Genomic DNA, 21,020 nt, shown 5'->3' with positions numbered 1-21,020 from the left:
TCATGCCTCTCCGATAGGGGTGTTCTCCGGTCGGCCGCTGGGCCAGGCGAGGTCACGCACCGGCGTCAGCAGCTTCTCGATGTCGTCGAGCAGGTCGGGATCGGGCTCGGACAGGGCCCAGCGCACGTTGCGGGCCATGTTCGCGGCGTCGGCGGAACCGACGAACGTGGTGGCGAACCGGGTCGGCGCGGCGGCGAAGCCGAGCGCGACCCGGGCGATGTCCACGCCACGTCGCGCGCACAGGTCGGCCACGGCGGTCGCGGCCCGGCGGAGTTCCGGCGGGGCCGGATGCCAGTCGGGCGCGCCGCGCCGGGAGAGCAGCCCCATGGCCAGCGGGGAGGCGTTCAGCACCGCGGTGCCCCGGGCGGTGAACTCCGGCTCGGCCGTGGCCAGCGCGCGGTCCAGCAGGGTGTAGCGGCAGTACGACAGCACGGTGTCCAGCGGGACCGCCGCCGCGACCCGACGCAACGCGGCCAGCGGGTAGCCGGTCACGCCGATGAAGCGGATCTTCCCCGCGTCGCGCAGGCGGGCCAGCGCGGGCAACGTCTCGCCGATGATCCGGTCGAGGTCGCCGAACTCGATGTCGTGACACTGGACCAGGTCCAGGTGGTCGGTGCCGAGGCGGGCCAGGCTCTCCTCGACGCTGCGGACCGTGCGGGCCGCGGAGAAGTCGAACGCCGCCTCGCCGTACCGGCCGACCTTGGTGGCCAGGACGTAGCTGGCCCGATCGACGCCGCGCAGGGCGCGTCCGAGCACCGTCTCCGCGGTGGTGGCGCCGTAGTAGGGCGAGACGTCGATGATGTTCACGCCGAGTTCCAGCGTGACGCGCACGGCCTCGATGCCGGCCCGTTCGTCGATCCGGCCGAAGACGCCGCCGAGGGGGGAGGCGCCGTACCCGAGCATCGACACGGTCAGGCCGGTGCGGCCCAGCGGGCGGTATCGCATGGCGTCAGGACCCTTTCCGCGGACGGCGGGGCTGGCGACGACGACCGGAGTCGGGCAGACGTCGGATGAATCTATAGTGGTGGGAACGGCCGCTGCCCACCGCAGGCGACGGAGCCACTTCCCAGGCACCCGGTGGGCCGGCCCGAAGGGGGCGGCAATGGCACTGACCGACGACGCGATCGCGCGGATCCGCGGCATGATCTCCAGCGGTGAGCTGCCGCCGGGCGCGCGGCTGCCACCGGAGCAGCAGCTCGCCGCGCAGATGGGCCTGTCGCGCAGCGGGGTGCGGGAGGCGGTCAAGGTGCTCGAGTCGGCCCGGGTGCTCGACGTGCGTCGCGGCGACGGCACCTACGTGACCAGCCTCGCCCCGCGGCTGCTGCTGGAGGGTCTCGGCGTCGCGGTGGAGCTGCTGCGCGACGACACGCTGCTGGAGGTGATGGAGGTCCGCCGGATGCTGGAGCCGGTGGCCACCGGTCTCGCCGCGGTGCGGATGACCGACACCGAGCTGGCGGAACTCGACCGGATCCTGCAGGACATGCGGGCCGCCGCCGACGACGCCGAGAAGCTCATCCAGTTCGACACCGCCTTCCACCACACCGTGGTCGCGACCACCGGCAACGAGACGCTCACCTCGCTGCTCGACGGGCTCTCCGGCCGTACGCTGCGGGCCCGGGTCTGGCGTGGGCTGATCGAGGCCAACGCGGCACACAAGACGATCGACGAACACCAGGCGATCTACCTCGCCCTGCGGTCGCGCGACCAGTTGCTCGCCCAGGCCACCGCGCTGATGCACGTCAACACCTCCGAGGCGTGGTTGCGGACCGTGCTCGCGGCCCAGGCGGGGGACGCCTGACCGGCCGGCTCATGTCACCGGCCCGGGCGCGGTCGGTTCGGCCGGTTCGGCCGGTGGGGTCAGGCGGTAGGTGCGCACGGCGGTGCCGGCGAAGATCTCCCGCCGGTCCCCGGGCGACAGCGGCGGCAGCGCGGCCGTCAGGGCCCGCCGCACCCCCGGGTAGTCCGACCTGAGCAGGCACACCGGCCAGTCCGAGCCAAACATCAGACGACCGGGGCCGAACTCGTCGACGGCGACCTCGACGAACGGGCTCAGGTCGGCCGGCGACCAGTCCGGTGCCGCCTCCGTGACCAGGCCCGACAGCTTGCCGGTGACGTTGGGACTGGCGGCCAGCGCGGCGAGCGGGTCGCGCCAACCGGCCAGCCCGGCGGCGCCCCGGTCGATGCGCGGCTTGCCGAGGTGGTCGAGGACGAACGAGAGCTGCGGCACCGCCCGGGCCGCCCGCGCCGCGGCGGGCAGTTGGTCGGCGCGGATCACCAGGTCGAACACCAGGCCGGCGTCGGCCACCTCGGCGAGCCCGCGCCGTACGTCGGGACGGTCGAGGTGGTCGGGGTCCGCCTCGCCCTGGACCTGCGAACGCATCCCGACCAGCAGCTCCCCGCCGGGCAGTTGCCGGTAGCGCCGGACGGTGGCGGAGACCTCGCCCCCGGCGATGTCGACCCAGGCCACCACGCCGAGGATCGCCGGCGTGTCCGCGGCGTGACCGAGGAACTCGGCGGCTTCGTCGGGGTGGCAGCGGCCGCCCTCCACCAGCACGGTGCCGTCCACGCCGGCCGAGGTGAGCGCGGCGGTCAGGTCGGCGGGGGTGAAGGGGCGGCGGATCGCCGCCAGCGCCGGATCGTCGAGCCAGTGGTACCCGTGGTCGGGCTGCCAGAGGTGGTGATGCGCGTCGATGATCATGTGAGTGCGGCTCCGGTCGTCGCCACCGTCCACCGGGGTCCGTCGGGGAAGCGGTAGTCGGCCAGCGAGGGCGCGAGGATCTCCGCGCTCATGCCGGGGGAACGGGGCGCGAGGTAGCGGCCGTCGCGGATCCGGACCGGGTCCGCGAAGTGCTCGTGCAGGTGGTCGACGTACTCGATGGCCCGGTCGGTGGTGCTGCCGGTGAGGGCGACGAAGTCGAACATGGCGAGGTGCTGCACCAGCTCGCACAGCCCCACCCCGCCGGCGTGCGGGCAGACCGGCACGCCGAACTTCGCCGCGAGCAGCAGGATGGCCAGGTTCTCGTTGACCCCGGCGACCCGGCAGGCGTCGATCTGGACCACGTCGACGGCGCCGGCCTGGAGCAGTTGCTTGAACATCACCGCGTTGTGTCCGTGCTCGCCGGTGGCCACCTTCGTCGGGGCGACGGCCGAGCGGACGGCGGCGTGCCCGAGGATGTCGTCGGGTGAGGTCGGCTCCTCGATCCAGTACGGGTCGAACGGGGCCAGTTCGCGCATCCAGCGGATCGCCTCGGGCACGCCCCACACCTGGTTCGCGTCGACCGCGATCCGCACGTCCGGACCGACGGCCCGGCGGGCGATGCCCAGCCGGCGTACGTCGTCGGCGAGGTCCCCGCCCACCTTGAGCTTGATCAGCCGGAACCCGGCCGCGACCGCCTCCGTGCAGAGCCGGGCCAGCTTGTCGTCGTCGTAACCGAGCCAGCCCGGCGTCGTGGTGTACGCCGGGAAGCCCTCGGCCAGCAGGCGGCGCTCCCGGTCCGCCCGCCCGTCGACGGCGGCGCGCAACAGCGCCAGCGCCTCGTCCTCGGTGAGGGCGTCGCGCAGGTAGCGGAAGTCGACCTGCGCCACGAGCTGCTCCGGGGTGAGGTCGGCGAGCAGCTTCCACAGCGGCTTGTCGGCCCGCCGGGCAGCGAGGTCCCAGACCGCGTTCACCAGGCCACCGGCGGCCATGTGCACGACCCCCTTCTCCGGGCCCAGCCAGCGGATCTGGCTGTCGCCGACCAGCCGGCGCGCGAGCGCCCCGGGGTCGGCGACCAGCGCGTCGACCGGCTGGCCCTCGAGCATCGGGGCCAGCGACCGCAGAGCCCGGATCTGGATCTCGGTGCCCCGCCCCACGGTGAACACGAGGCCGTGTCCCTCGGCGGCGGCCGAGGTGCGCAGGATGACGTAGGCCGCGGAGTAGTCCGGGAACGGGTTCATCGCGTCCGAGCCGTCGCGGTGGCGCGACGTCGGGAACCGGACGTCGATGGTCTCTACGGATGTGATGTGCTCGGACAACGGTTCTCCCGGTCGGTCGAGGTGGGCTGGCTCGTCGGCGGCGCCGGACGCGGCGGTGGCGTCATGTCTGCGCCTTGCCGCCGGTGATCCGGGAGACCGTCAGGGCGACCAGGATGACGGCGCCGTTGAGGAAGTTCGTCCACTGGGCGGGCACCCCGGCGAGCGTGAGCACATTGATGATCATGAAGAGGAGCAGGACGCCGGTGAAGGCGCCGAACACGCTGCCCTTGCCGCCGTGGAGACTGACCCCGCCGATGACCGCCGCCGCGAACACCTGGAAGATGGCGCCGTTGCCCTGCGCCGCCGGCACCGCGGCGAGCCGCCCGCTGATCAGCAACCCGGCGAGCGCGGCCAGCACGCTCGCCACCACGAGGGCGGCCCACAACACCCGGTCGGTGCGGATGCCGGCGGCGCGGGCCGCGTCGGCGTTGCCGCCGATGGCGTACAACGCCCGGCCGACACGGGTGTGACCGAGCACCACGATCCCGACCGCGAACAACAGCAGTGACACCCAGATGGACGCCGGCGCGCCGAACCAGGTGGCCGAGCCGAGGTAGGTCATCGACTCCGGCAGCGCGAAGAACGTCTGACCACCGGAGATCCCGGTGAGCAGTCCGCGCAGGACGATCAGCATGCCCAGCGTCACGATGAAGCCGTTGAGGCCGAAGCGGACGATCAGCAGCCCGTTGACGGCGCCGATCAGGGCGCCGACGAGCAGGACCACCGGCACCGCCAGGCCGTCGGGCAGCACGTCGAGCCCGAGACCGCGGGTGAGCGCCGGGTCGACGACCAGCCAGGCCGCGATGCCGGGGGCCAGGCCGAAGGTGGACTCCAGCGACAGGTCCATCTTGCCGGTGATCAGCACGATGGTCTGCGCCAGCACCAGGATGGCGATCTCCGACATGCTCTGGAGCACGTTGAGAAGGTTGTCGGCGCTGAGGAAGACGGGATTCACGAGCGAGCCGACGACGGCGACCGCGACGATCGCCGGCACCAGGGCCAGGTCCCGCAGGCGGGTGAGGACCAGGCTCCGTGCGGAGGGCGACGGCGGGGCCGGCGGGGACGCCCCGGCCGGCGGCGACGTCGTGGTGGACAGCGTCTCAGGCATGGTGGAGATCCACCCCTTCCATGGCGGCTACCAGCTCGTTGTCGGGCCAGCCGTGGGCCAGCTCGCGGATGACCCGCCCGGCGAACATGACCAGGACGCGGTCACAGATCCGCAGGTCGTCGAGTTCGTCGGAGACGATCAGGACGGCGGCGCCCCGGCGGCGCACCTGCTCCACCACACCCAGCAGGGTCTGCTTCGACCGCACGTCGACGCCGGCCGTCGGCGTGATGAGCACCAGCAGTTTCGGGTCGTTGGCCAACGCCCGGCCCATCACCACCTTCTGCTGGTTGCCCCCGGACAGGTCGGCGACGGGGACGTGCGGTCCGGCCGCCTTGACGGCCAGCTCGGTGATGGCGGAGCGGGCCACGGCGTCCCGGCGTCCCGGTGAGATGAGCCCACGCCGCGCGATGCGCTCCGGCACGGTCATCGTGACGTTCTCCGCGATGGACAGCAGTGGCACCAGGCCCTCGCGGTGTCGGTCCTGCGGCACCAGGCCCACCCCGGCGTCGAGGGCGTCGGGCACTCTGCCCGGCCGCAGCACGCGCCCGTCGACGGCGACCGTCCCACCGGCGCGGCGAGTCAGGCCGACGATCGCCTCGGCCACCTCGACCTTGCCGCTGCCGCCGCCGCCCGCGATGCCCACCACCTCGCCGGCCCGGGTCTCCAGGGACAGTTCGGCGCCGGACGGGGTGACCAGGTCGCGGACGGACAGCAGCACGGGGGCGTCGGCCGGCAGCGGCGGGTGGTCGGCCTCCGGCAGGGTCACGTCCTCCCCGGTCATGGCCGCCACCAGGGCCGGACGGCTCAGCTCGGCCACCGGTGCGGTGACGACGTGCCGGGCGTCGCGGAAGACCGTCACCTGGTCGCAGATCTCGTAGATCTCCTGAAGGTGGTGGCTGATGAAGAGGAAGGTCACCCCGTGGGCACGCAGGTCACGGAGCCGGGTGAACAGCCGGTTGATGCCGGCGCCGTCGAGCTGCGCGGTCGGTTCGTCGAGGATGATGAACCGGGCGCCGAACGACAGCGCCCGGGCGATCTCCACGAACTGCCGCTGCTCGACCGACAGGGTCGAGGCGGGCTGCCGCACGTCCACGTCGACCGACCAGGTCGCCAGCAGTTCCTGCGCCGCGCGGCGCAGCCGCGACCAGCGGATCAGCCCGCCGCGACCGCGGTCGTGCCGGTTGAGGAACAGGTTCTCCGCCACGGTGAGCGTGGGGATGATCGTGGACTTCTGGTAGACGCAGGCCACCCGCCGCCGCCAGGCGGCCCGGTCACCGAGCGGTGGCGCGGGCCGGCCGTCGAAGGCCACCGCCCCGTCGTCCGGCGCCTGGAGGCCGGTGAGGATGCTGACAAGCGTCGACTTGCCGGCGCCGTTGCGGCCCACCAGGGCGTGCGTCTCGCCGGGCCGGACCACGATGCCGGCGTCGGAGAGGGCGGTCGTCGACCCGAAACGCTTGGTGATGTGGACGGCCTCCACGACGGGCCGGAGGTCGCCGGCCGGCCCGTCGGTCGAGGCGGGTGAGCGGACGCTCATGCGGTGTTGCCCCACAGGGACCTGTCGTCGAACTTCACTGTGGGCTCGCCCGCGACCGGCGCGCCGTCCTTCGTCACCAGCGGCGCGGGGAGCTGGTCCTCCAGCAGCCCTTCCCGTACCTGGATGATCGTGCTGTGGTGGTCGGTCGGGCCGGGCTGGAACGTCTTGCCGTCGATCGCCGCCTTCACGTACTCCAGGCCGTACCTGGCGTACAGGTCGGCGGGCTGGCTGACGGTGGCGTCGATCAGATCCCGGCCGATGTCGGCCAGCTCCTCCGGGATGCCGTCGTTGGAGACCACGAAGACGTGCTTCGGGTCGCTCGCCGGGACCTGGAGGCCGCGCTGTTTGAGGATCTGGAGCGTGCCGGAGAGCGCGAACGAGGACTGCATGTAGATGCCCTTGATGTCCGGGTCCGACGCGAACCGGGTCTGGAGCTTGCTGGCCGCCACGTCGGCCTTCCAGTCGGTCGCCTCGCCGAACACCGTGACGCCCGGGTAGTCGGCGCGCATGCACTCGTGGAACGCCTCGGTCCGGTCCCGGCCGTTGATCGAGTCGAGGCCGCCCTGCAACATCACCACCTTGCCCTTGCCGCCGAGCTTGGTGCCGAGGAACCTGCACGCCTTGGTGCCGTAGGCGCGGTTGTCGGCGCGGATCACCATCGCCACCTCGCCGGAGTCCGGGCGGGTGTCGATGGTGACCACCGGGATCTTCTTGGCGGCCAGTTGCTGGAGCGTCGGCGCGATCGCGGCGGTGTCCTGCGGGGCCATCACCACGCCCTTGACCCCCTGGCTCATGAAGGTCTGGGCGTTCGAGATCAGGTTGGCGATGTCGTTCTGCGAGTTGGTGGTCTTCAGGTCGACGCCCAGATCGTCGGCGAACGTCGGCACGTACGTGATGTACGAGTTCCAGAAGTCGGTGTCGGATCGGGGGTAGTCCACCCCGACGAGCGGGGCGGAGCCGCCCGAGTCGCTGTCCTTCCCCGCACCGTCGCCGCAGCCGGCGGCGAGCGTGGCCGAGGCGACGAGCGTCATCGTCAGGCCCAGCCCCAGCAGAGCTCTCTTGGTCATCGTGGTCCTCCAGGTCGGGACGTCGTCCGACGCGTGTCGCCAGCACCGCCGGGGGTGCGTGACGCGCACGCGTCGGACGTGGACGCAGGGATTCAGACGGTGGCGAGGGTCCACAGCAGGTTGGTGCTGCCGTCCCAGCTCCACTGCTTGACCGGGGAGCCGGAGGCGACCTGGCCGCCCCCGTCGAGCACCAGGCCGGTGGCCCGGTTGGCGATCCGGTACCGCCCGTTGCCCTGGTCGGTGAGCTGCCACTGCTGGCTGTTGCCGCCGTTCCAGGGCGCCTGCTGGGCGGCGGCGCCGTTGGTGGTCTGGCCGAACCCGTCGACGACCATGCCGTTGGTCCGGTTGACGATCCGGTGGTACCCGGTGCCCAGGTCGACGAGCTGCCACTGGAGGTTGGTGCTGCCGTCCCAGCTCCACTGCTTCAGCGGGGAGCCGGAGGCGACGTTGCCGCCGCTGTCGAGCGCCAGGCCGTTGGTCACGTTGGTGATCCGCTGCCAGGTGGTCGAGCCGCCGCCGAGCGCCGGGATCGGGCCGCTGAACGTCAGCTTGACCACGTACGCGGGCGCGTTGAACGGCGCGCCGGCCGACGGCATGGTGATCCGCAGGCCGCTGGAGTCCTGGGTGCGGGTCGGCAGGTTGACGTAGCTGCCGGCGTTGGTGTCGAGCAGTTGCACCCCGGTCAGGGTGCCGAGGTTGATCCGGCCCGACGCCAGCGTGGTGATGGTGGCGGTGCTGCCCGGCCAGCCGAGGAACGTGGCGTACAGCACCCGGTTGTCCTTGCTGCGGGTGAACCGGATGTCCCGGGCGGTGCCGGCGCGCGGGGTGCTGAACGAACCGCCGCCCATCTGGGTGGGCCCCTCGCCGTACGTCGTCCAGGCCCGGGTGGCGTAGACGGACTCGCCGAAGCGGCGCAGGTAGTCACCGATGGCGAGCAGGGTGCCGCGCTGTCCGTCGGGGATGGTGCCGTCGGCCATCGGCGCGATGTTGAGCACCATGTTGCCGTTCTTGCTGACCCGGTCGAGCAGCGAGTGCAGCATCTGGTTCAGCGAGTAGTAGCCGATCCCCACCGTGTAGCACCAACTGGAGCTGCTGATGCTGTCGTCGGTGAGCCAGTACGGCTGACGCAGTGCGGCGGGACCGCCGCGCTCGTAGTCGAAGACCGTGCCGCCGAGGTCCAACCCGTCCTTGTAGGTGGCGACGACCTCCTTGTTCCACGCCACGGCCCGGTTGTAGTAGTAGGCCAGGAACCGCAGCCGCTGCGCCTCGCTGATCCGGCTGAGGTTGAAGTCCTGCCAGATCATGTCCGGCTGGGCCTGGTCGATGACCTCGCGGAGCTTGTCGTACCAGAGCTGCTCCTCCGCCGCGGTGCCCAACTGCCCGTAGAGCTTGCGCAGGCTGGCGTCGGACTGCTGCGGCGCCCACTGGTAGAAGCCGGTGAAGTTGTACGCGTGGTGCATGGCGACCATGACCTTGAGGCCGCGGGCCCGGATCGCGTCGGTGTGCAGGCGGAGCAGGTCCAGCCGTGGGCCGCGGGCCACCGAGTTCCACTCGTTGACCTGGCTGTTCCACATGGAGAAGCCGTCGTGGTGCTCGGCCACCGGCCCGGCGAACTTGGCGCCGGCATCGGCGAACAACTGGGCCCACTCGCCGGGGTCGAAGTTGCCGCCGGCCGAGCGCAGCCGGGGGGCGAACTGCACGAACCGGCCCGACCGGTCGTTCGCGCCGTTGATGAAGTTGTGGTACGGCCAGGCCGACGGGTCACCGTAGACGGACTTGTGGTGGTTGTTCTCGTTGGAGCCGTTGTTGTACATGTTGCGCGGGTACCACTCGTTGGCGTACGCCGGAACGCTGAACGCTCCCCAGTGGAAGTAGACACCGAACTTGGCGTCCTGGAACCACTCCGGCGCGGCCGGGTGCTGACCGACCGACGCCCACGTCTCGGCGTAGCTGGCGGGTCCGGGGATGGCGGCGGCGGACCCGGGACGGAGGACGCCGCCGACGGCGACCGCGGCTCCGCCGGCACCGAGAGCGGCCAGGAGCGAACGGCGGGTGAGGTGGGGACGGGACATGGTGATCCCTCCGAAAGCGGTGGTGGGTGAGGGGGCTCACATGACTGAGACATCAGACGTTAAGCGTTACATCTGCGTAACGTCAACGCTTACGTCCAGGTGAGAGTGGCCATTTGAGAGGCCATACGTCTTATGAATGCCGCGCCGACGCCGCCACCAGCGTTAACGCTAACATTGACGTCCCTAAAAGTTGCACGGCGACGTGTCGCGGTGCTGCGGAGACCGGGTGAGGGGACGGCTCCGAAGGGCGTCGGTGCGGCCGTGGCGGGCGCGGGCACCCGCCGGTCGGAACCTCAGCCGCTGCGCACGGTGGTGAGGTCGGCCAGCCCGGAGATGCTGAGCAGCGGCTCCAGCAGCGGACTGGCGACGAGCGCGATCCGTTCGGCGTGCGGGAACAGCGCGGCCAGGCCGGCGCTGTCGAGATACTCCACGGCGGTCAGGTCCACCACGAGGGGGTCGCCGTCGGGTCGGACGGCGTCGTCGAGCGCGGCGGCGAAGGCGGCCGCGTTGCTCATGTCGATCTCGCCGACCGCGGTCAGCACGCGCCCCCCGTCGGGGTCGCTGCCGGTGGTGAGCGTCAGGGCCGTGCTCATCGGATGATCCTTGCCTGCATGTCGACGGTGGTGCCGGTGGCCCCCGGGGTCACCGTGATGGAGTCCATCAGAGCACGCATGAGCACCAGTCCGCGGCCCCGGTGCGGGTCCGACGGCCGGTCCCGGTCCCGCCAGTGCCCGCTGTCGGTGACGCTCAGCCGCAACGCGTCGGCGGTGGCGGCGGCGCGCAGCCGGATCCGCCCGCCGGGACTGTCCCGGTGGCCGTGCTCGATCGCGTTGGCGCACGCCTCACCGGCGGCCACCAGCACGTTGTAGGAGTACGTCGGGGCCAGCCCGCACCGGTCCAGCCACCCGCGCAACGCGGTACGCACCTCGGCCAGCCGCGACGACTCGGCGGGGAAGTCCAACTCCAGCGGCCCGGGGTGTCGGTAGAGCAGCAGAGCCACGTCGTCGTCGTACCCGCCTTCCGGGGTGAGCTGGTCCATCAGCTCGGTGGCCAGCGCCTCGACCGGGACACCCCGGCCCTCCTGGATCGCCGCGGTGGCCCGGTCGATGCCGGCGGTCAGCGGCTGGCGGCGGCGTTCGACCAGACCGTCGGTGTAGAGCATGAGCGTGGCCCGGGCCGGCACGGTGACCTCCGCCTCCGGGCGTTCCCGCCCGGCGCGGACCGCGAGCGGGCGGGACCGGCCCTGGTCGAGGAGTTCGGACGTGCCGTCGGGGTGCACCACGATGGCCGGCGGGTGCCCGGCGCTGGAGTAGCGCAGCCGACCGGTCGCCGGGTCCAGCACACCGCAGAGGACGGTCGCGCACTGCGCGCCCGGGAGCAGGGCGGCGAACCGGTCCAGGGCCATCAGCGTCTGGGCCGGGCTGGCGTCCTGCAACAGCAGCGCCCGGCACGCGCTGCGCAGCTGCCCCATCACGGTGGCGGCCCGCAGGCCGTGGCCGACGCAGTCGCCGACCACGATCGCGATCCGCCCGTCCGGCAGCTCGACCGTGTCGTACCAGTCGCCACCGACCTTGAGCGGCAGCGACGCCGGGGCGTAGCGCACGGCGAAGCCGGCGGGCAGCTGGGCCGGGCCGAGGATCGCCCGTTGCAGGGCCAGCGCGGTCTCCCGTTGCTGGTCGATCTGGTGCACCCGGTGCAGCCCCTGGGCGACGTGGCCGGCGAGCAGCGCCAGCAGCGTCTGGTCCTGCTCGGTGAAGGGCCGCTTCTCGCCCAGGTCGATCCAGAGCGCCATGGTGCCGTCCGGATGCTCCAGCGCGATGCCGGCCCCGTGCGCCGGCGTCGCCGCCGGGGTCAGCAGCGGCGTGTCCCGCAACGCCAGCAACGCCTGCCGGCGTTCGTCGGGCAGCGTGTCCCACTGCAGCAGGGGGTCGGTCGCGGTGACGTCGGGATCCGAGGTGTCGCCGAAGACGGCGGTGACCACGCCGGTGGCGCGCCACAGCTTGCGCATCTCGTCCAGCACCCCGTGCAGGGCGTCGGTGAGATCGTCCGCCTGCGACAGCCGGAGGCTCAGCCCGGCCAGGGCGGTCTCCCGCTGCACGGCGTAGTGCTCGGTGGTGACGTCGCGGAACGTGCCCACGATGACCCGGCGTCCGGTGTCCGGGTCGTCGACCTGGTTGAACGCGGTCGCGATCCAGAGCCGGTGCCCGTCGCGGTGGGTCACCGGCACGGTGTAGGTGCCCTTCGTCTGGCCGATCAGCGCCGAGAATGCGGTGGACACCTGACGGTGTGCCTCCGGCTCGGCCTCCGGGTCCGGCCACCACGGCTGCACCGGCAGGTAGGGCAGGTTCTCCGGGCCGTAGCCGAGAATGTCGGTGAAGGCCGTGTTGATCTCGACGACCGCCCCGGCCTCGTCGCAGACGAAGAACGCCTCCTGCAACGAGTCGACGAGCGCGGTGCGCCACCGGGCGTGGTGGTTGCGCAGTCGGGCCAGCTCCACGTTCGCCCGCACCCGCGCCAGCAGCTCGGCGGCCGGGAACGGCTTGACCAGATAGTCGTCGGCGCCGGCCTCCAACCCCTCGATGGCGGCCTCCTCCCCGGCGCGGGCGGACAGCAGCAGCACCGGCGTGCCGGCGGTCCGGGAGTCGGCCCGCAGCGCGGCCACCAGTTGCAGGCCGTCCAGCCGGGGCATCATCACGTCGCTGACCACCAGGTCCGGCGTGTGCGTGCGGGCAGCCTCCAACGCCGCCTGCCCGTCGGCCACCGCCCGCACCCGGTGCCCGGCGGCGCGCAGCAGGCGGGTGAGGTACTCGCGCATGTCGGCGTTGTCGTCGGCGACCAGGACCCGGGCCGGGGCCTGCCCCGGCCGGGTCGGCGCGGGACCATCGACCGGCGGGGCGTCCTCCGGGACGACCTCGGCCGTCGGGTCGCCGGGCAGCCAGCGCAGCGCCTCCTGTACGAACGGCTCGGCGGAGACCGGCACCCGGCCGGAGCCGGCCGGGGCGATCGCGTCGGCCGGCAGGTGGGCGTCGCCGAACGGCAGCCGGACCGTGAACGCGGTGCCCCGGCCCACCGTGCTGCTGGCGGTGATGCTGCCGCCGTGCAGCGTGACCAGCTCCTTGACCAGGGCCAGCCCGATGCCGCTGCCCTCGTCGGAGCGGGAGCGGGCGTTCTCGATGCGGTGGAACCGCTCGAACAGCCGGGGCATCTCCTCCTCGGCGACGCCGATGCCGGTGTCGACCACCCGCAGCACGGCCTGCCCGTGCTCGGCGTGCAGCTCGACCCGCACGGTGCCGTCGAAGGTGAACTTCAGGGCGTTGCTGAGCAGGTTGAGCACCACCTTCTCCCACATGCCGGGGTCGATGTGCACCGGCTCGGGCAGGGGCGGGCAGTCGACCTCGAAGGTCAGGCCGGCGCGTTCGACCGCCGAGCGGAAGACGCTGGCCAGGTCGGCGGTCACCGCGGCCAGGTCCACCGGCTGGTAGCGGGCCTGCATCCGGCCGGCCTCGATCCGGGAGAAGTCGAGCAGGCTGTTGACCAGCTTGCCGAGGCGCAGCCCGTTACGGCGGATGACCTCCAGCTCCTCGCGGATCGGCCCGTCGGCGTCCCGCAGCCGGCCGCGCAACTCGTCCACCGGTCCCATGATCAGCGTCAGCGGGGTGCGGAACTCGTGGCTGATGTTGGAGAAGAACGCGGTCTTCGCCCGGTCCAGCTCGGCGAGCTCCTCGGCCCGCCGCTGCTGGGCCTGGTAGCTGCGGGCGCTGGCGATCCCGGTCGCCACGTGCCCGGCGGTCAGCTCCACGAACCCGCGGTAGCCGTCGTCGAGGGCCCGGTAGCGGTTGAGCCCGGCCACCAGGAACCCGTACGGCGTGCCGCCCTGCTGGCGCAGCGGCACCAGCAACGCCTCGGTCGGCGGGTCCGGCCAGGCGCCCGTCGGCAGGTCGTGGTGCACGGCGGAGTCCAGCGGCACCCGGACCAGGTCCCCTTCGGTGACCGCCCGGGCCGCCCAGACCGCGTCGGGGTCGTCGAGCGACAGCGTGGCCGGCGCCGCCGGATGGCCGGCGGCGAACCCGGTCGCCTCCGCCAACCGTGCGTCGCCCTCGTCACCGAACAGGTACGTCAGCGTGAACGGCAGGTCGTGCGCGTTGCGCCCCAACTGGCGACCGGCGAAGGCGAGCGTCTCCTGCTCGGTGCGGATCACGCTCGGGTCGGAGCCGAGGTCCCGCAGCGTGGCCATCCGTCGCTCGCCGATGACCCGCTCGGTCTCCTCGCTGACCACGCAGAGCATCCCGACCAGCGTGCCGTCGTCGTCGCGCAGCGGGCTGTAGGAGAACGTGTGGTAGGTCTCCTCCCGGTAGCCGGCGCGTTCCAGGAACAGCAGCAGCCCCTCGTCCCAGGTCGCCTCGCCGGTGCGCAGCACGGTGTCGATGCGGGGGCCGATGTCGGCCCAGATCTCCGCCCACACCTCGTTCGCCGGTCGGCCCAACGCCCACGGGTACTTGCGGCCCAGCGTGTCGCGGCGGTAGGCGGCGTTGCAGAAGAACGTCAGCTCGGGGCCCCAGGCCATCCACATCGGGAAGCGGGAGGAGAGCAGGATGCGCACCGCTGTCCGCAGGCTCTGCGGCCACCCGTCGGGCTGCCCCAGCGGATGGGTCGACCAGTCGACCCGGGCCAGATCCGGGCCGATCTCACCGTCGACGGCGAACACGTCGGCACGTGTCCGCGGGTCGGTGCCAGCGCCGGTCATCGCCCGAGTCTCCCTCACCGCAGCAGATCCCGCTCGTCCAGGTCGAGGCACCACCGTGGGCGACAAATCCGGATACAAATCGTCATCGAGTCGCCCGAACGGCCCCTCAGAGTAGCTCTCCGTTCCGGTCTTGCCCCCAGGACGTCCCCGTCATGCCACCGACCGCCGTCGGGAGCGCCACAATCCCGGCCGCTGCCCGCCCCGCTGCGACGTTTCCCGTCGTCGCCGGCCGACGCGTGGTGTTCTCGGGCCGGGGCCTGCCGCCGGACGCCACCGACGCCGAGGGGAGCGGGCCGGAAAACACCGAAGGCAGGGAGACGTCGCTCCCTGCCACTTCTAACGTATATCGCACCCCGGGGCTTGCGGCAAGACCCCGGTGGTGCCGCAGAATCGTCGGCCGGACGCGGATGAGCTGGGGAAACGGGGGCACGATGAGGGCCGGACGATACGTGGTCGGGTTCGACGAGATCGACGAGGAGCAGCTCGCGACCGTCGGTGGCAAGGGCGCGCACCTGGGGGCGCTGTCGCGGCTCGACGGGGTGAGCGTGCCGCCCGGCTTCTGCGTGACCACCGACGCGTACCGGCGGGCCGTGGCGGACCTGCCGGCGCTCGACGCGCCGCTCGACCGGCTCTGCCGGCTGGGCCCCGACGACCGGCAGGCGATCCGGACGGTCAGCGCCGAGATCCGCCGGGTCGTCGAGGAGGTGGCCGTGCCGGGCGAGGTCGCGGCGGCGATCAGCCGGGCGCTGGCCGGGCTCGGCGCGCACGCCGCCTACGCGGTGCGGTCCAGCGCGACGGCGGAGGACCTGCCGACGGCCTCCTTCGCCGGCCAGCAGGACACCTACCTGAACGTGGTGGGCCCGGACGAGATCCGCACCCACGTCGCCCGGTGCTGGGCGTCGCTGTTCACCGAACGGGCGGTGACCTACCGCCTACGCAACGGCATCGATCACCGTACGGTGCAGATGGCCGTGGTGGTGCAGCGGATGGTGCTCCCGGACGCGGCGGGGATCCTGTTCACCGCCGACCCGGTCAGCGGGCACCGGAAGGTCGCCTCCGTGGAGGCCGGGTTCGGTCTGGGCGAGGCCCTGGTCGCCGGCCTGGTGACCCCGGACGTGTTCACGGTGCGCGACGACCGGGTCGTCTCCCGGACCATCGCCAGCAAGCCACGGGCCGTCCGTGCCGTGCCGGGCGGCGGGACGCGGACCGAGGCGGTCGATCCGGCCCGGCGGGAACAGCCCGCGCTGACCGACGAGCAGGTCGTCCGTCTCGTCCGGCTCGGGCGGCGGATCGAGGCGCGGTTCGGCGGCCCGCAGGACGTGGAGTGGGCCCTGGCCGACGGTGAACCCCACATCCTCCAGAGCCGCCCGATCACCACGCTGTTCCCGGTCCCGGTGGTCGACGACGGGCAGAACCACGTCTACCTCTCGGTCGGCCACCAGCAGATGATGACCGACGCGATGAAGCCGCTGGGGCTGTCGATGTGGCGGCTGACCGCCATGGCGCCGATGCACGAGGCCGGTGGCCGGCTGTTCGTCGACGCCACCCGGCACCTGGCCACACCGGCGGGCCGGGCCGCCTTCCTGGACCTGATGACCAGATCGGATCCGCTGACCAGGGACGCGCTGGAGACGCTCCTGGAGCGCGGTGACGTCGTGCCGACGCTGGCCGACGACGGCCCCGCCGGTCCGCCTCCCGGGCTGCCGTCGGCGACGATCGAGACCGACCCGGCCGTCGTCACCGCGTTGATCGAGCGGAGTCGGGCCAGCATCGCCGCGCTGCGGCGCGACATCGGCACCCGGACCGGGCCGGCGCTGTTCGACTTCCTGGTGGCGGAGGCGTTCCCGGAGCACAAGCGGGCCCTCGTCGACCCGGTCAACATGCAGGCGATCATGGCCGGGATGGAGGCCACCTGGTGGCTCAACGACAAGCTGGGGGAGTGGCTGGGCGAGCGGAACGCCGCCGACACGCTCAGCCTGTCCGCCCCCGGCAACGTCACCTCGGAGATGGGGCTGGCGCTGCTCGACGTCGCCGACGTCATCCGCCCCCACCCCGAGGTGGTGGCGTTCCTGCGGGACGCCGCGGACGACGACGGCTTCCTGGACGAGCTGCCGAAGCTGCCGGGCGGACGCGAGGCTCACGACGCCCTCCAGGACTACCTCGACCGGTACGGCATGCGGTGCGTCGGCGAGATCGACATCACCCGGCCACGGTGGAGCGAGCGACCGGCCACCCTCGTACCACTGATCCTCGACCACGTCCGGCACTTCGCGCCCGGCGCCGCCGGACGGCGCTTCGCGGAGGGCCGGCAGGCGGTGCAGCGGAAGGCCCGGGAGGTGCTCGACCGGCTCCGGGCCCTGCCGGACGGGGACCGCAAGGCCGACGAGACCCAGCGGATGATCGACCGGGTCCGGACCTTCATCGGCTACCGCGAGTACCCGAAGTACGCCATCGTGAGCCGCTACCTCGTCTACAAGCAGGCGCTGATGGCGGAGGCCGACCGGCTGGTACGCGACGGTGTGCTGCCCGACCGGGAGGACGTCTTCTTCCTGACCTTCGACGAGTTCCGCGACGCGGTGCGGACGCGCCGGGTGGACGCGCGGCTCGTCCGCGAGCGCGCGGAGGCGTTCCGGTTCCACCAGGCGCTCACGCCACCCCGCGTGCTCACCTCGGACGGCGAGGCGGTCCACGGGGCGTACCGGCGCGACGACCTGCCGAGCGGCGCGCTGGCTGGCGTGCCGGTGTCGGCCGGCACGGTGGAGGGGCGGGCCCGGGTCGTCCTCGACCTGGCCCGCGCGGACCTCGAACCGGGCGACATCCTCGTCACCGTCCACACCGACCCGAGCTGGACGCCGCTGTTCGTGGCCGTGGCCGGCCTGGTGACGGAGGTGGGCGGGCCGATGACCCACGGCGCGGTCATCGCCCGGGAGTACGGCCTGCCGGCCGTGGTGAACGTGACGGGGGCCACCCGGCTGATCCGGGACGGGCAGCGGATCCGCGTGCACGGCTCCGGCGGGTACGTCGAGCTGCTGACCTGACCTGACGGGGCTCAGGCGGCGCCGCGGTCGACCAGGCTGAACGTGGTGTCGATCGGGGCGTCGCCGAGTTCCTGGACGTAGATCTTCTTCTCGGTGTCCTCCCACTGCACCAGGCCGTACTTGTCGTTGAAGATCGAGTAGGAGGTGCGGCCCTTGTCGTCCTTGCCCTCGCGGGTGATGCTGAACACGGTGGCCCCGGTGGGTTCGCACTCGGCGCCCACCAGCGACGCGTACCCCTCGGGGTCGAGCTTGACGCCGAGGCACGGACGGTGCGCGATGTCCGGGTTCACCGACTTGATCAGGTAGTCGACACCGACCGGTTCGAGCACGAAGAGCGCGTCCTTGCCGGTGCCGTCGCCGACCGTCAGCTCACCGTCGAACGGCAGCGACAGGTCCCGGTCGATCTCCACCACGTGCAGCAGGACCCGCCGCTGCCCGGCCAGCATGGCCCGGGTCCGGTCGGCCGCCGGCGGTGACCCGCCCGGGGTGCGGGACGCCGGCGTCGCGGCGGGCGTGCCGCCGGTGGCCGGCCCGCCGGTCGAGGGGGACGCGGGCGGGCCGCCGGGGGTCGGCGTGCCGCTGCCGGCGGAGCCGGTGGGCGTCGCGCCGGACCGGTCACCCACCAGGTCCGCGCCGAACAGCGCGGCCGGCACCAGCACCGCCATCACGGCGGCGCCGGCGGCCAGCCCGATGAGTCGGCGGCGCCGCGTCGTGGCCGCGCCGGCGTCCGCCGGGGCGCCCCGGTCCGCGCCGTCGGGGCCGGCTCCCCCTGCGGGACCGGCGTTCGCTCCCGCGCCTGCGGCGGGGCCGGGACCGACACCGGGGCCGCTCGCCGCTGCCGCGCCGGCGGGCGTCACCGGCCCGGCGGCCCGGACGGCGGCCCCGCCCGCCGGCGCGGCAGCGGTCAGGAGGCCGTCGAGCAGGTCCCGGGCCGAGGGCCGGTCGGCCGGATCCTTCTCCAGCGACCGGGAGACCAGCTCCCGCAGCGGCCCGTCCAGACCGGTCAGGTCCGGCGGCTGGGTCATGATCCGCATCGCGGTGGCGGTGGCGGACTCGCCCTCGAACGGCGTCCGGCCGGTCGCGGCGAAGGCGACCACGGCGCCCCAGGCGAAGATGTCCGCGGCCGGGCCCGTGCGTTGGCCGGATGCGGACTCGAACCGCTCCGGAGCCATGTACGCGACGGTGCCGACCATCTGGTCGGTCCGGGTGTGCTGGCTGGTGGCCTCGAACGCGCGGGCGATGCCGAAGTCGATGACCTTGATCCCGCCGGGCGCGACCAGGACGTTGGCGGGTTTCAGGTCCCGGTGGATCACGCCGGCGCCGTGGATGGCGGTGAGCGCGGTGGCCACCCCGACCGCGATGCCGTGCACGCCGGCCGCCGTCATCGGCCCCCGGTCCCGGACCACCTGCACCAGGCTGGGCCCGTCGACGTACTCCACCACCAGGTACGGCGGGTCGTGGTCCGGGTCGGCGTCCAGCACCTCGGCGGTGCAGAACGGCGGCACCTGGCGGGCCCGGTTCACCTCGCTGCGGAACCGGCCCCGGAACTCGTCGTGGTGGGACAGTTCGGCGCGGACCACCTTGACGGCCACCTGCCGGCCCTGCGGTGACCGGGCCAGGAACACGCTGCCCATGCCGCCCTCGCCGAGCCGGCCGAGCAGTTCGTAGCCACCGAGCCGGACCGGGTCACCGGGACGCAGTCCCTCGCTCACTTCGGGCCTCCGCAGGCCGCAACCGCCCCGCGAACCGACACGCCTGTCACGCACTTCCCCTTCGGACGCCCCGATGACCGCCCGCAGCCTACCGTCCGTCCCGCGCCCGCCCGGCGTGCGGCGTCCCGTCCACGGCGACCGGGTCCGCCCGTGATCCGGCCGCCGCCCCTGTGGGACCGGGCGGCGGCCGGATCGGCTCAGCGGTAGCCGGCGGCCACGACGTTGGCCTGGACCGCGTTCTCCGTCGCGTCCGAGGGGTAGCCGGCCACCATGGCCCCCTCGTAGAACGTGCCGACGCTCTGGTTCTTGTTGTCGATGCAGCAGTCGCCGCCGCTGCCCAGGATGATCGCGCCCTGCTTCTTCATCGGGCTGTAGCCGGGGGGCAGCGACCCGTCGTAGAGCGTGTACAGGTTGCCGGACTGGGCGTTGCTGCCCTTGATGGCGAACCGTGAGGTGCCGTTGTTCTTCAGCGTGGCGGTGACGAACTTGCTGGTGAAGGCGCGCTGGTTGGGGTTCCAGGTCTGGCTGCCGCCGGGGTAGAGGCCCCACTCCAGGTCGGCCTGGACCCAGGGGCCGCTGCCGGAGCAGCCGCCGAACCAGCAACTGGTGCCGAAGTAGATCGCGTCCATCGCGCCGGCGCCGTCGGCCCGGCGGGTGGTCTCGCTGTTGCCGTAGTCGAAGCAGCAGCCGCTGTTGACGTGCGTGCCGCTGGTGACCATGTACATGCCCTCCGGCGCGCTGCCGGTCGGCACGCCGGTCAGGTGGCCGTCGCGCCAGTAGCTGCTGTTGCCGGGGATGAACAGCGAGTACGCCTTCGCGCCGCCGACCGTGATCGCCTCGCGGTTCGCCACGGCCGGTTGCACCGCGCCGCCGATGCCGCCGGCGCCCTGGTAGCCGAGGTTGTTGCCCCGCGTGGTCTGGTCGTAGATCCAGGTGATGACGCAGGTGGTGTTGGCGCAGAAGGAGTCCTGCGCGGCGGCGTTGGCGGGCCCGCCCGGGCTGAGCGTGGAGATGTCGCGGGTGGTGTTGTCGGAGGCGCGGCGGACCTGGTAGAGCCGCCCGCTGTAGGCGCGGAACAGCGCCCGGGTGGTGCTGTGCGCGGCGACGCACGGGGTGCCGCCGGCCGCGTAGATGTCACACGGCCCGTCGCCGCCCGGTGGCGGCGTGGTGGGTGGCGTGCTCGTCGGAGGCGTCGTCGTGGGCGGCGTGCTGACGCCGCCGGTGCAGGTGGTGCCGTTGAGCGCGAAGCTGGTGGGGGCCGGGTTGCTGCCGGTCCACGATCCGTTGAAGCCGAAGCTGGTGCTGCCGCCGGTGGGGATGGTGCCGTTGTAGGAGACGTTGGCGGCGGTGACGGCGGCGCCGGTCTGGGTGATGGTGGCGTTCCAGAACTGGGTGACGGTCTGGCCGGCGCCGAACGACCAGGTCAGCCGCCAGTTGCTGACCGGGTCGCCGAGGTTGGTGACGGAGACGTTCGCGCCGAAGCCGCCGGACCAGGACGAGGAGACGGTGTAGCTGACCGCGCAGCCGGTGGCGGCCGAGGCGGGCAGTTGGGTGGCGGTGAGGCCGGCGGTGGTGAGCGTGAGTGTGGTGGCGGCGGCGATCAACGCCGCCCGGTGGCGGGGATGGTGCGTGAGTCGCACGGGGACCTCCCGGTCCGTGAGTGGGGTGGCGACGGCCGACCGAGCGGGAGTGTTCCGAGGACGGCCGGTTGTCGACCCCTGCCTTTCCTTC

Annotated in this window: 13 protein-coding genes; 2 read left to right on the top strand and 11 right to left on the bottom strand. The window is 72.8% G+C overall.

Annotated elements, in window-relative coordinates; all coding sequences use genetic code 11:
• Complete coding sequence (locus OG767_RS19785; RefSeq protein WP_405089914.1) at window positions 1-945, bottom strand: aldo/keto reductase; 945 nt, start codon at window positions 943-945, stop codon at window positions 1-3.
• Window positions 946-1,102: 157 nt separating this feature from the next.
• On the opposite strand from OG767_RS19785, the gene OG767_RS19780 reads away from it, so the two are divergent.
• Window positions 1,103-1,798, top strand: coding sequence for a FadR/GntR family transcriptional regulator (locus OG767_RS19780; protein ID WP_405089913.1), 696 nt, complete (start codon window positions 1,103-1,105; stop codon window positions 1,796-1,798).
• A 9-nt stretch (window positions 1,799-1,807) separates the two neighbouring features.
• Here OG767_RS19780 and OG767_RS19775 read toward each other — a convergent pair whose 3' ends face one another.
• The 8 genes from OG767_RS19775 to OG767_RS19740 form a co-directional block, all read right to left on the bottom strand.
• Window positions 1,808-2,698 (bottom strand): amidohydrolase family protein, encoded by an 891-nt coding sequence (locus OG767_RS19775; RefSeq protein ID WP_405089912.1) that lies wholly within the window; start codon window positions 2,696-2,698, stop codon window positions 1,808-1,810.
• Complete coding sequence (locus tag OG767_RS19770; protein WP_405089911.1) at window positions 2,695-4,014, bottom strand: enolase C-terminal domain-like protein; 1,320 nt, start codon at window positions 4,012-4,014, stop codon at window positions 2,695-2,697. The genes OG767_RS19775 and OG767_RS19770 overlap by 4 nt, the downstream gene beginning before the upstream one ends.
• 61 nt (window positions 4,015-4,075) lie before the next feature.
• Entirely contained in the window at window positions 4,076-5,122 is a 1,047-nt protein-coding gene (locus tag OG767_RS19765; protein ID WP_405089910.1) for an ABC transporter permease, read from the bottom strand.
• Window positions 5,115-6,656 carry a sugar ABC transporter ATP-binding protein gene (locus OG767_RS19760; RefSeq protein WP_405089909.1) on the bottom strand — a complete coding sequence of 514 codons (1,542 nt, stop codon included), beginning with the start codon at window positions 6,654-6,656 and terminating at the stop codon, window positions 5,115-5,117. The genes OG767_RS19765 and OG767_RS19760 overlap by 8 nt, the downstream gene beginning before the upstream one ends.
• Entirely contained in the window at window positions 6,653-7,723 is a 1,071-nt protein-coding gene (locus OG767_RS19755) for a sugar ABC transporter substrate-binding protein (protein WP_405089908.1), read from the bottom strand. The genes OG767_RS19760 and OG767_RS19755 overlap by 4 nt, the downstream gene beginning before the upstream one ends.
• A gap of 92 nt (window positions 7,724-7,815) precedes the next feature.
• Window positions 7,816-9,795 (bottom strand): alpha-L-fucosidase, encoded by a 1,980-nt coding sequence (locus tag OG767_RS19750; protein WP_405089907.1) that lies wholly within the window; start codon window positions 9,793-9,795, stop codon window positions 7,816-7,818.
• Between the two features lie 293 nt (window positions 9,796-10,088).
• On the bottom strand, window positions 10,089-10,388 hold the full coding sequence (locus OG767_RS19745; RefSeq protein ID WP_405089906.1) for an STAS domain-containing protein: 300 nt from the start codon (window positions 10,386-10,388) through the stop codon (window positions 10,089-10,091).
• The gene (locus tag OG767_RS19740) at window positions 10,385-14,539 is read right to left on the bottom strand and encodes a SpoIIE family protein phosphatase (protein ID WP_405089905.1); all 4,155 of its coding nucleotides are present in this window, start codon (window positions 14,537-14,539) and stop codon (window positions 10,385-10,387) included. Before OG767_RS19740 ends, OG767_RS19745 begins: the two co-directional genes overlap by 4 nt.
• 431 nt (window positions 14,540-14,970) lie before the next feature.
• On the opposite strand from OG767_RS19740, the gene rph reads away from it, so the two are divergent.
• Window positions 14,971-17,577, top strand: coding sequence for a rifamycin-inactivating phosphotransferase (rph, locus tag OG767_RS19735; protein WP_405089904.1), 2,607 nt, complete (start codon window positions 14,971-14,973; stop codon window positions 17,575-17,577).
• A gap of 11 nt (window positions 17,578-17,588) precedes the next feature.
• Here the strand turns inward: rph and OG767_RS19730 are convergent, their stop codons facing one another.
• Both OG767_RS19730 and OG767_RS19725 read right to left on the bottom strand, forming a co-directional pair.
• Entirely contained in the window at window positions 17,589-19,289 is a 1,701-nt protein-coding gene (locus OG767_RS19730; protein ID WP_405089903.1) for a protein kinase domain-containing protein, read from the bottom strand.
• Window positions 19,290-19,486: 197 nt separating this feature from the next.
• Window positions 19,487-20,929: an arabinofuranosidase catalytic domain-containing protein gene (locus OG767_RS19725; RefSeq protein ID WP_405089902.1), complete on the bottom strand. Its 1,443-nt coding sequence runs from the start codon at window positions 20,927-20,929 to the stop codon at window positions 19,487-19,489.
• Window positions 20,930-21,020 lie beyond the last annotated feature (91 nt).

Source organism: Micromonospora sp. NBC_01392 (assembly GCF_045040125.1).
Taxonomy (GTDB): Bacteria; Actinomycetota; Actinomycetes; order Mycobacteriales; family Micromonosporaceae; genus Micromonospora.
The sequence above is the reverse complement of the archived record's forward strand: the minus strand, read 5'-3'. Positions and strand labels throughout refer to the sequence as shown.

Coding starts and splice junctions, on each gene's coding strand:
- OG767_RS19785 (WP_405089914.1), bottom strand. CDS start 945: ATGCGATACCGCCCGCTGGGCCGCACCGGCCTGACCGTGTCGATGCTC.
- OG767_RS19780 (WP_405089913.1), top strand. CDS start 1,103: ATGGCACTGACCGACGACGCGATCGCGCGGATCCGCGGCATGATCTCC.
- OG767_RS19775 (WP_405089912.1), bottom strand. CDS start 2,698: ATGATCATCGACGCGCATCACCACCTCTGGCAGCCCGACCACGGGTAC.
- OG767_RS19765 (WP_405089910.1), bottom strand. CDS start 5,122: ATGCCTGAGACGCTGTCCACCACGACGTCGCCGCCGGCCGGGGCGTCC.
- OG767_RS19760 (WP_405089909.1), bottom strand. CDS start 6,656: ATGAGCGTCCGCTCACCCGCCTCGACCGACGGGCCGGCCGGCGACCTC.
- OG767_RS19755 (WP_405089908.1), bottom strand. CDS start 7,723: ATGACCAAGAGAGCTCTGCTGGGGCTGGGCCTGACGATGACGCTCGTC.
- OG767_RS19750 (WP_405089907.1), bottom strand. CDS start 9,795: ATGTCCCGTCCCCACCTCACCCGCCGTTCGCTCCTGGCCGCTCTCGGT.
- OG767_RS19745 (WP_405089906.1), bottom strand. CDS start 10,388: ATGAGCACGGCCCTGACGCTCACCACCGGCAGCGACCCCGACGGGGGG.
- OG767_RS19740 (WP_405089905.1), bottom strand. CDS start 14,539: ATGACCGGCGCTGGCACCGACCCGCGGACACGTGCCGACGTGTTCGCC.
- rph (WP_405089904.1), top strand. CDS start 14,971: ATGAGGGCCGGACGATACGTGGTCGGGTTCGACGAGATCGACGAGGAG.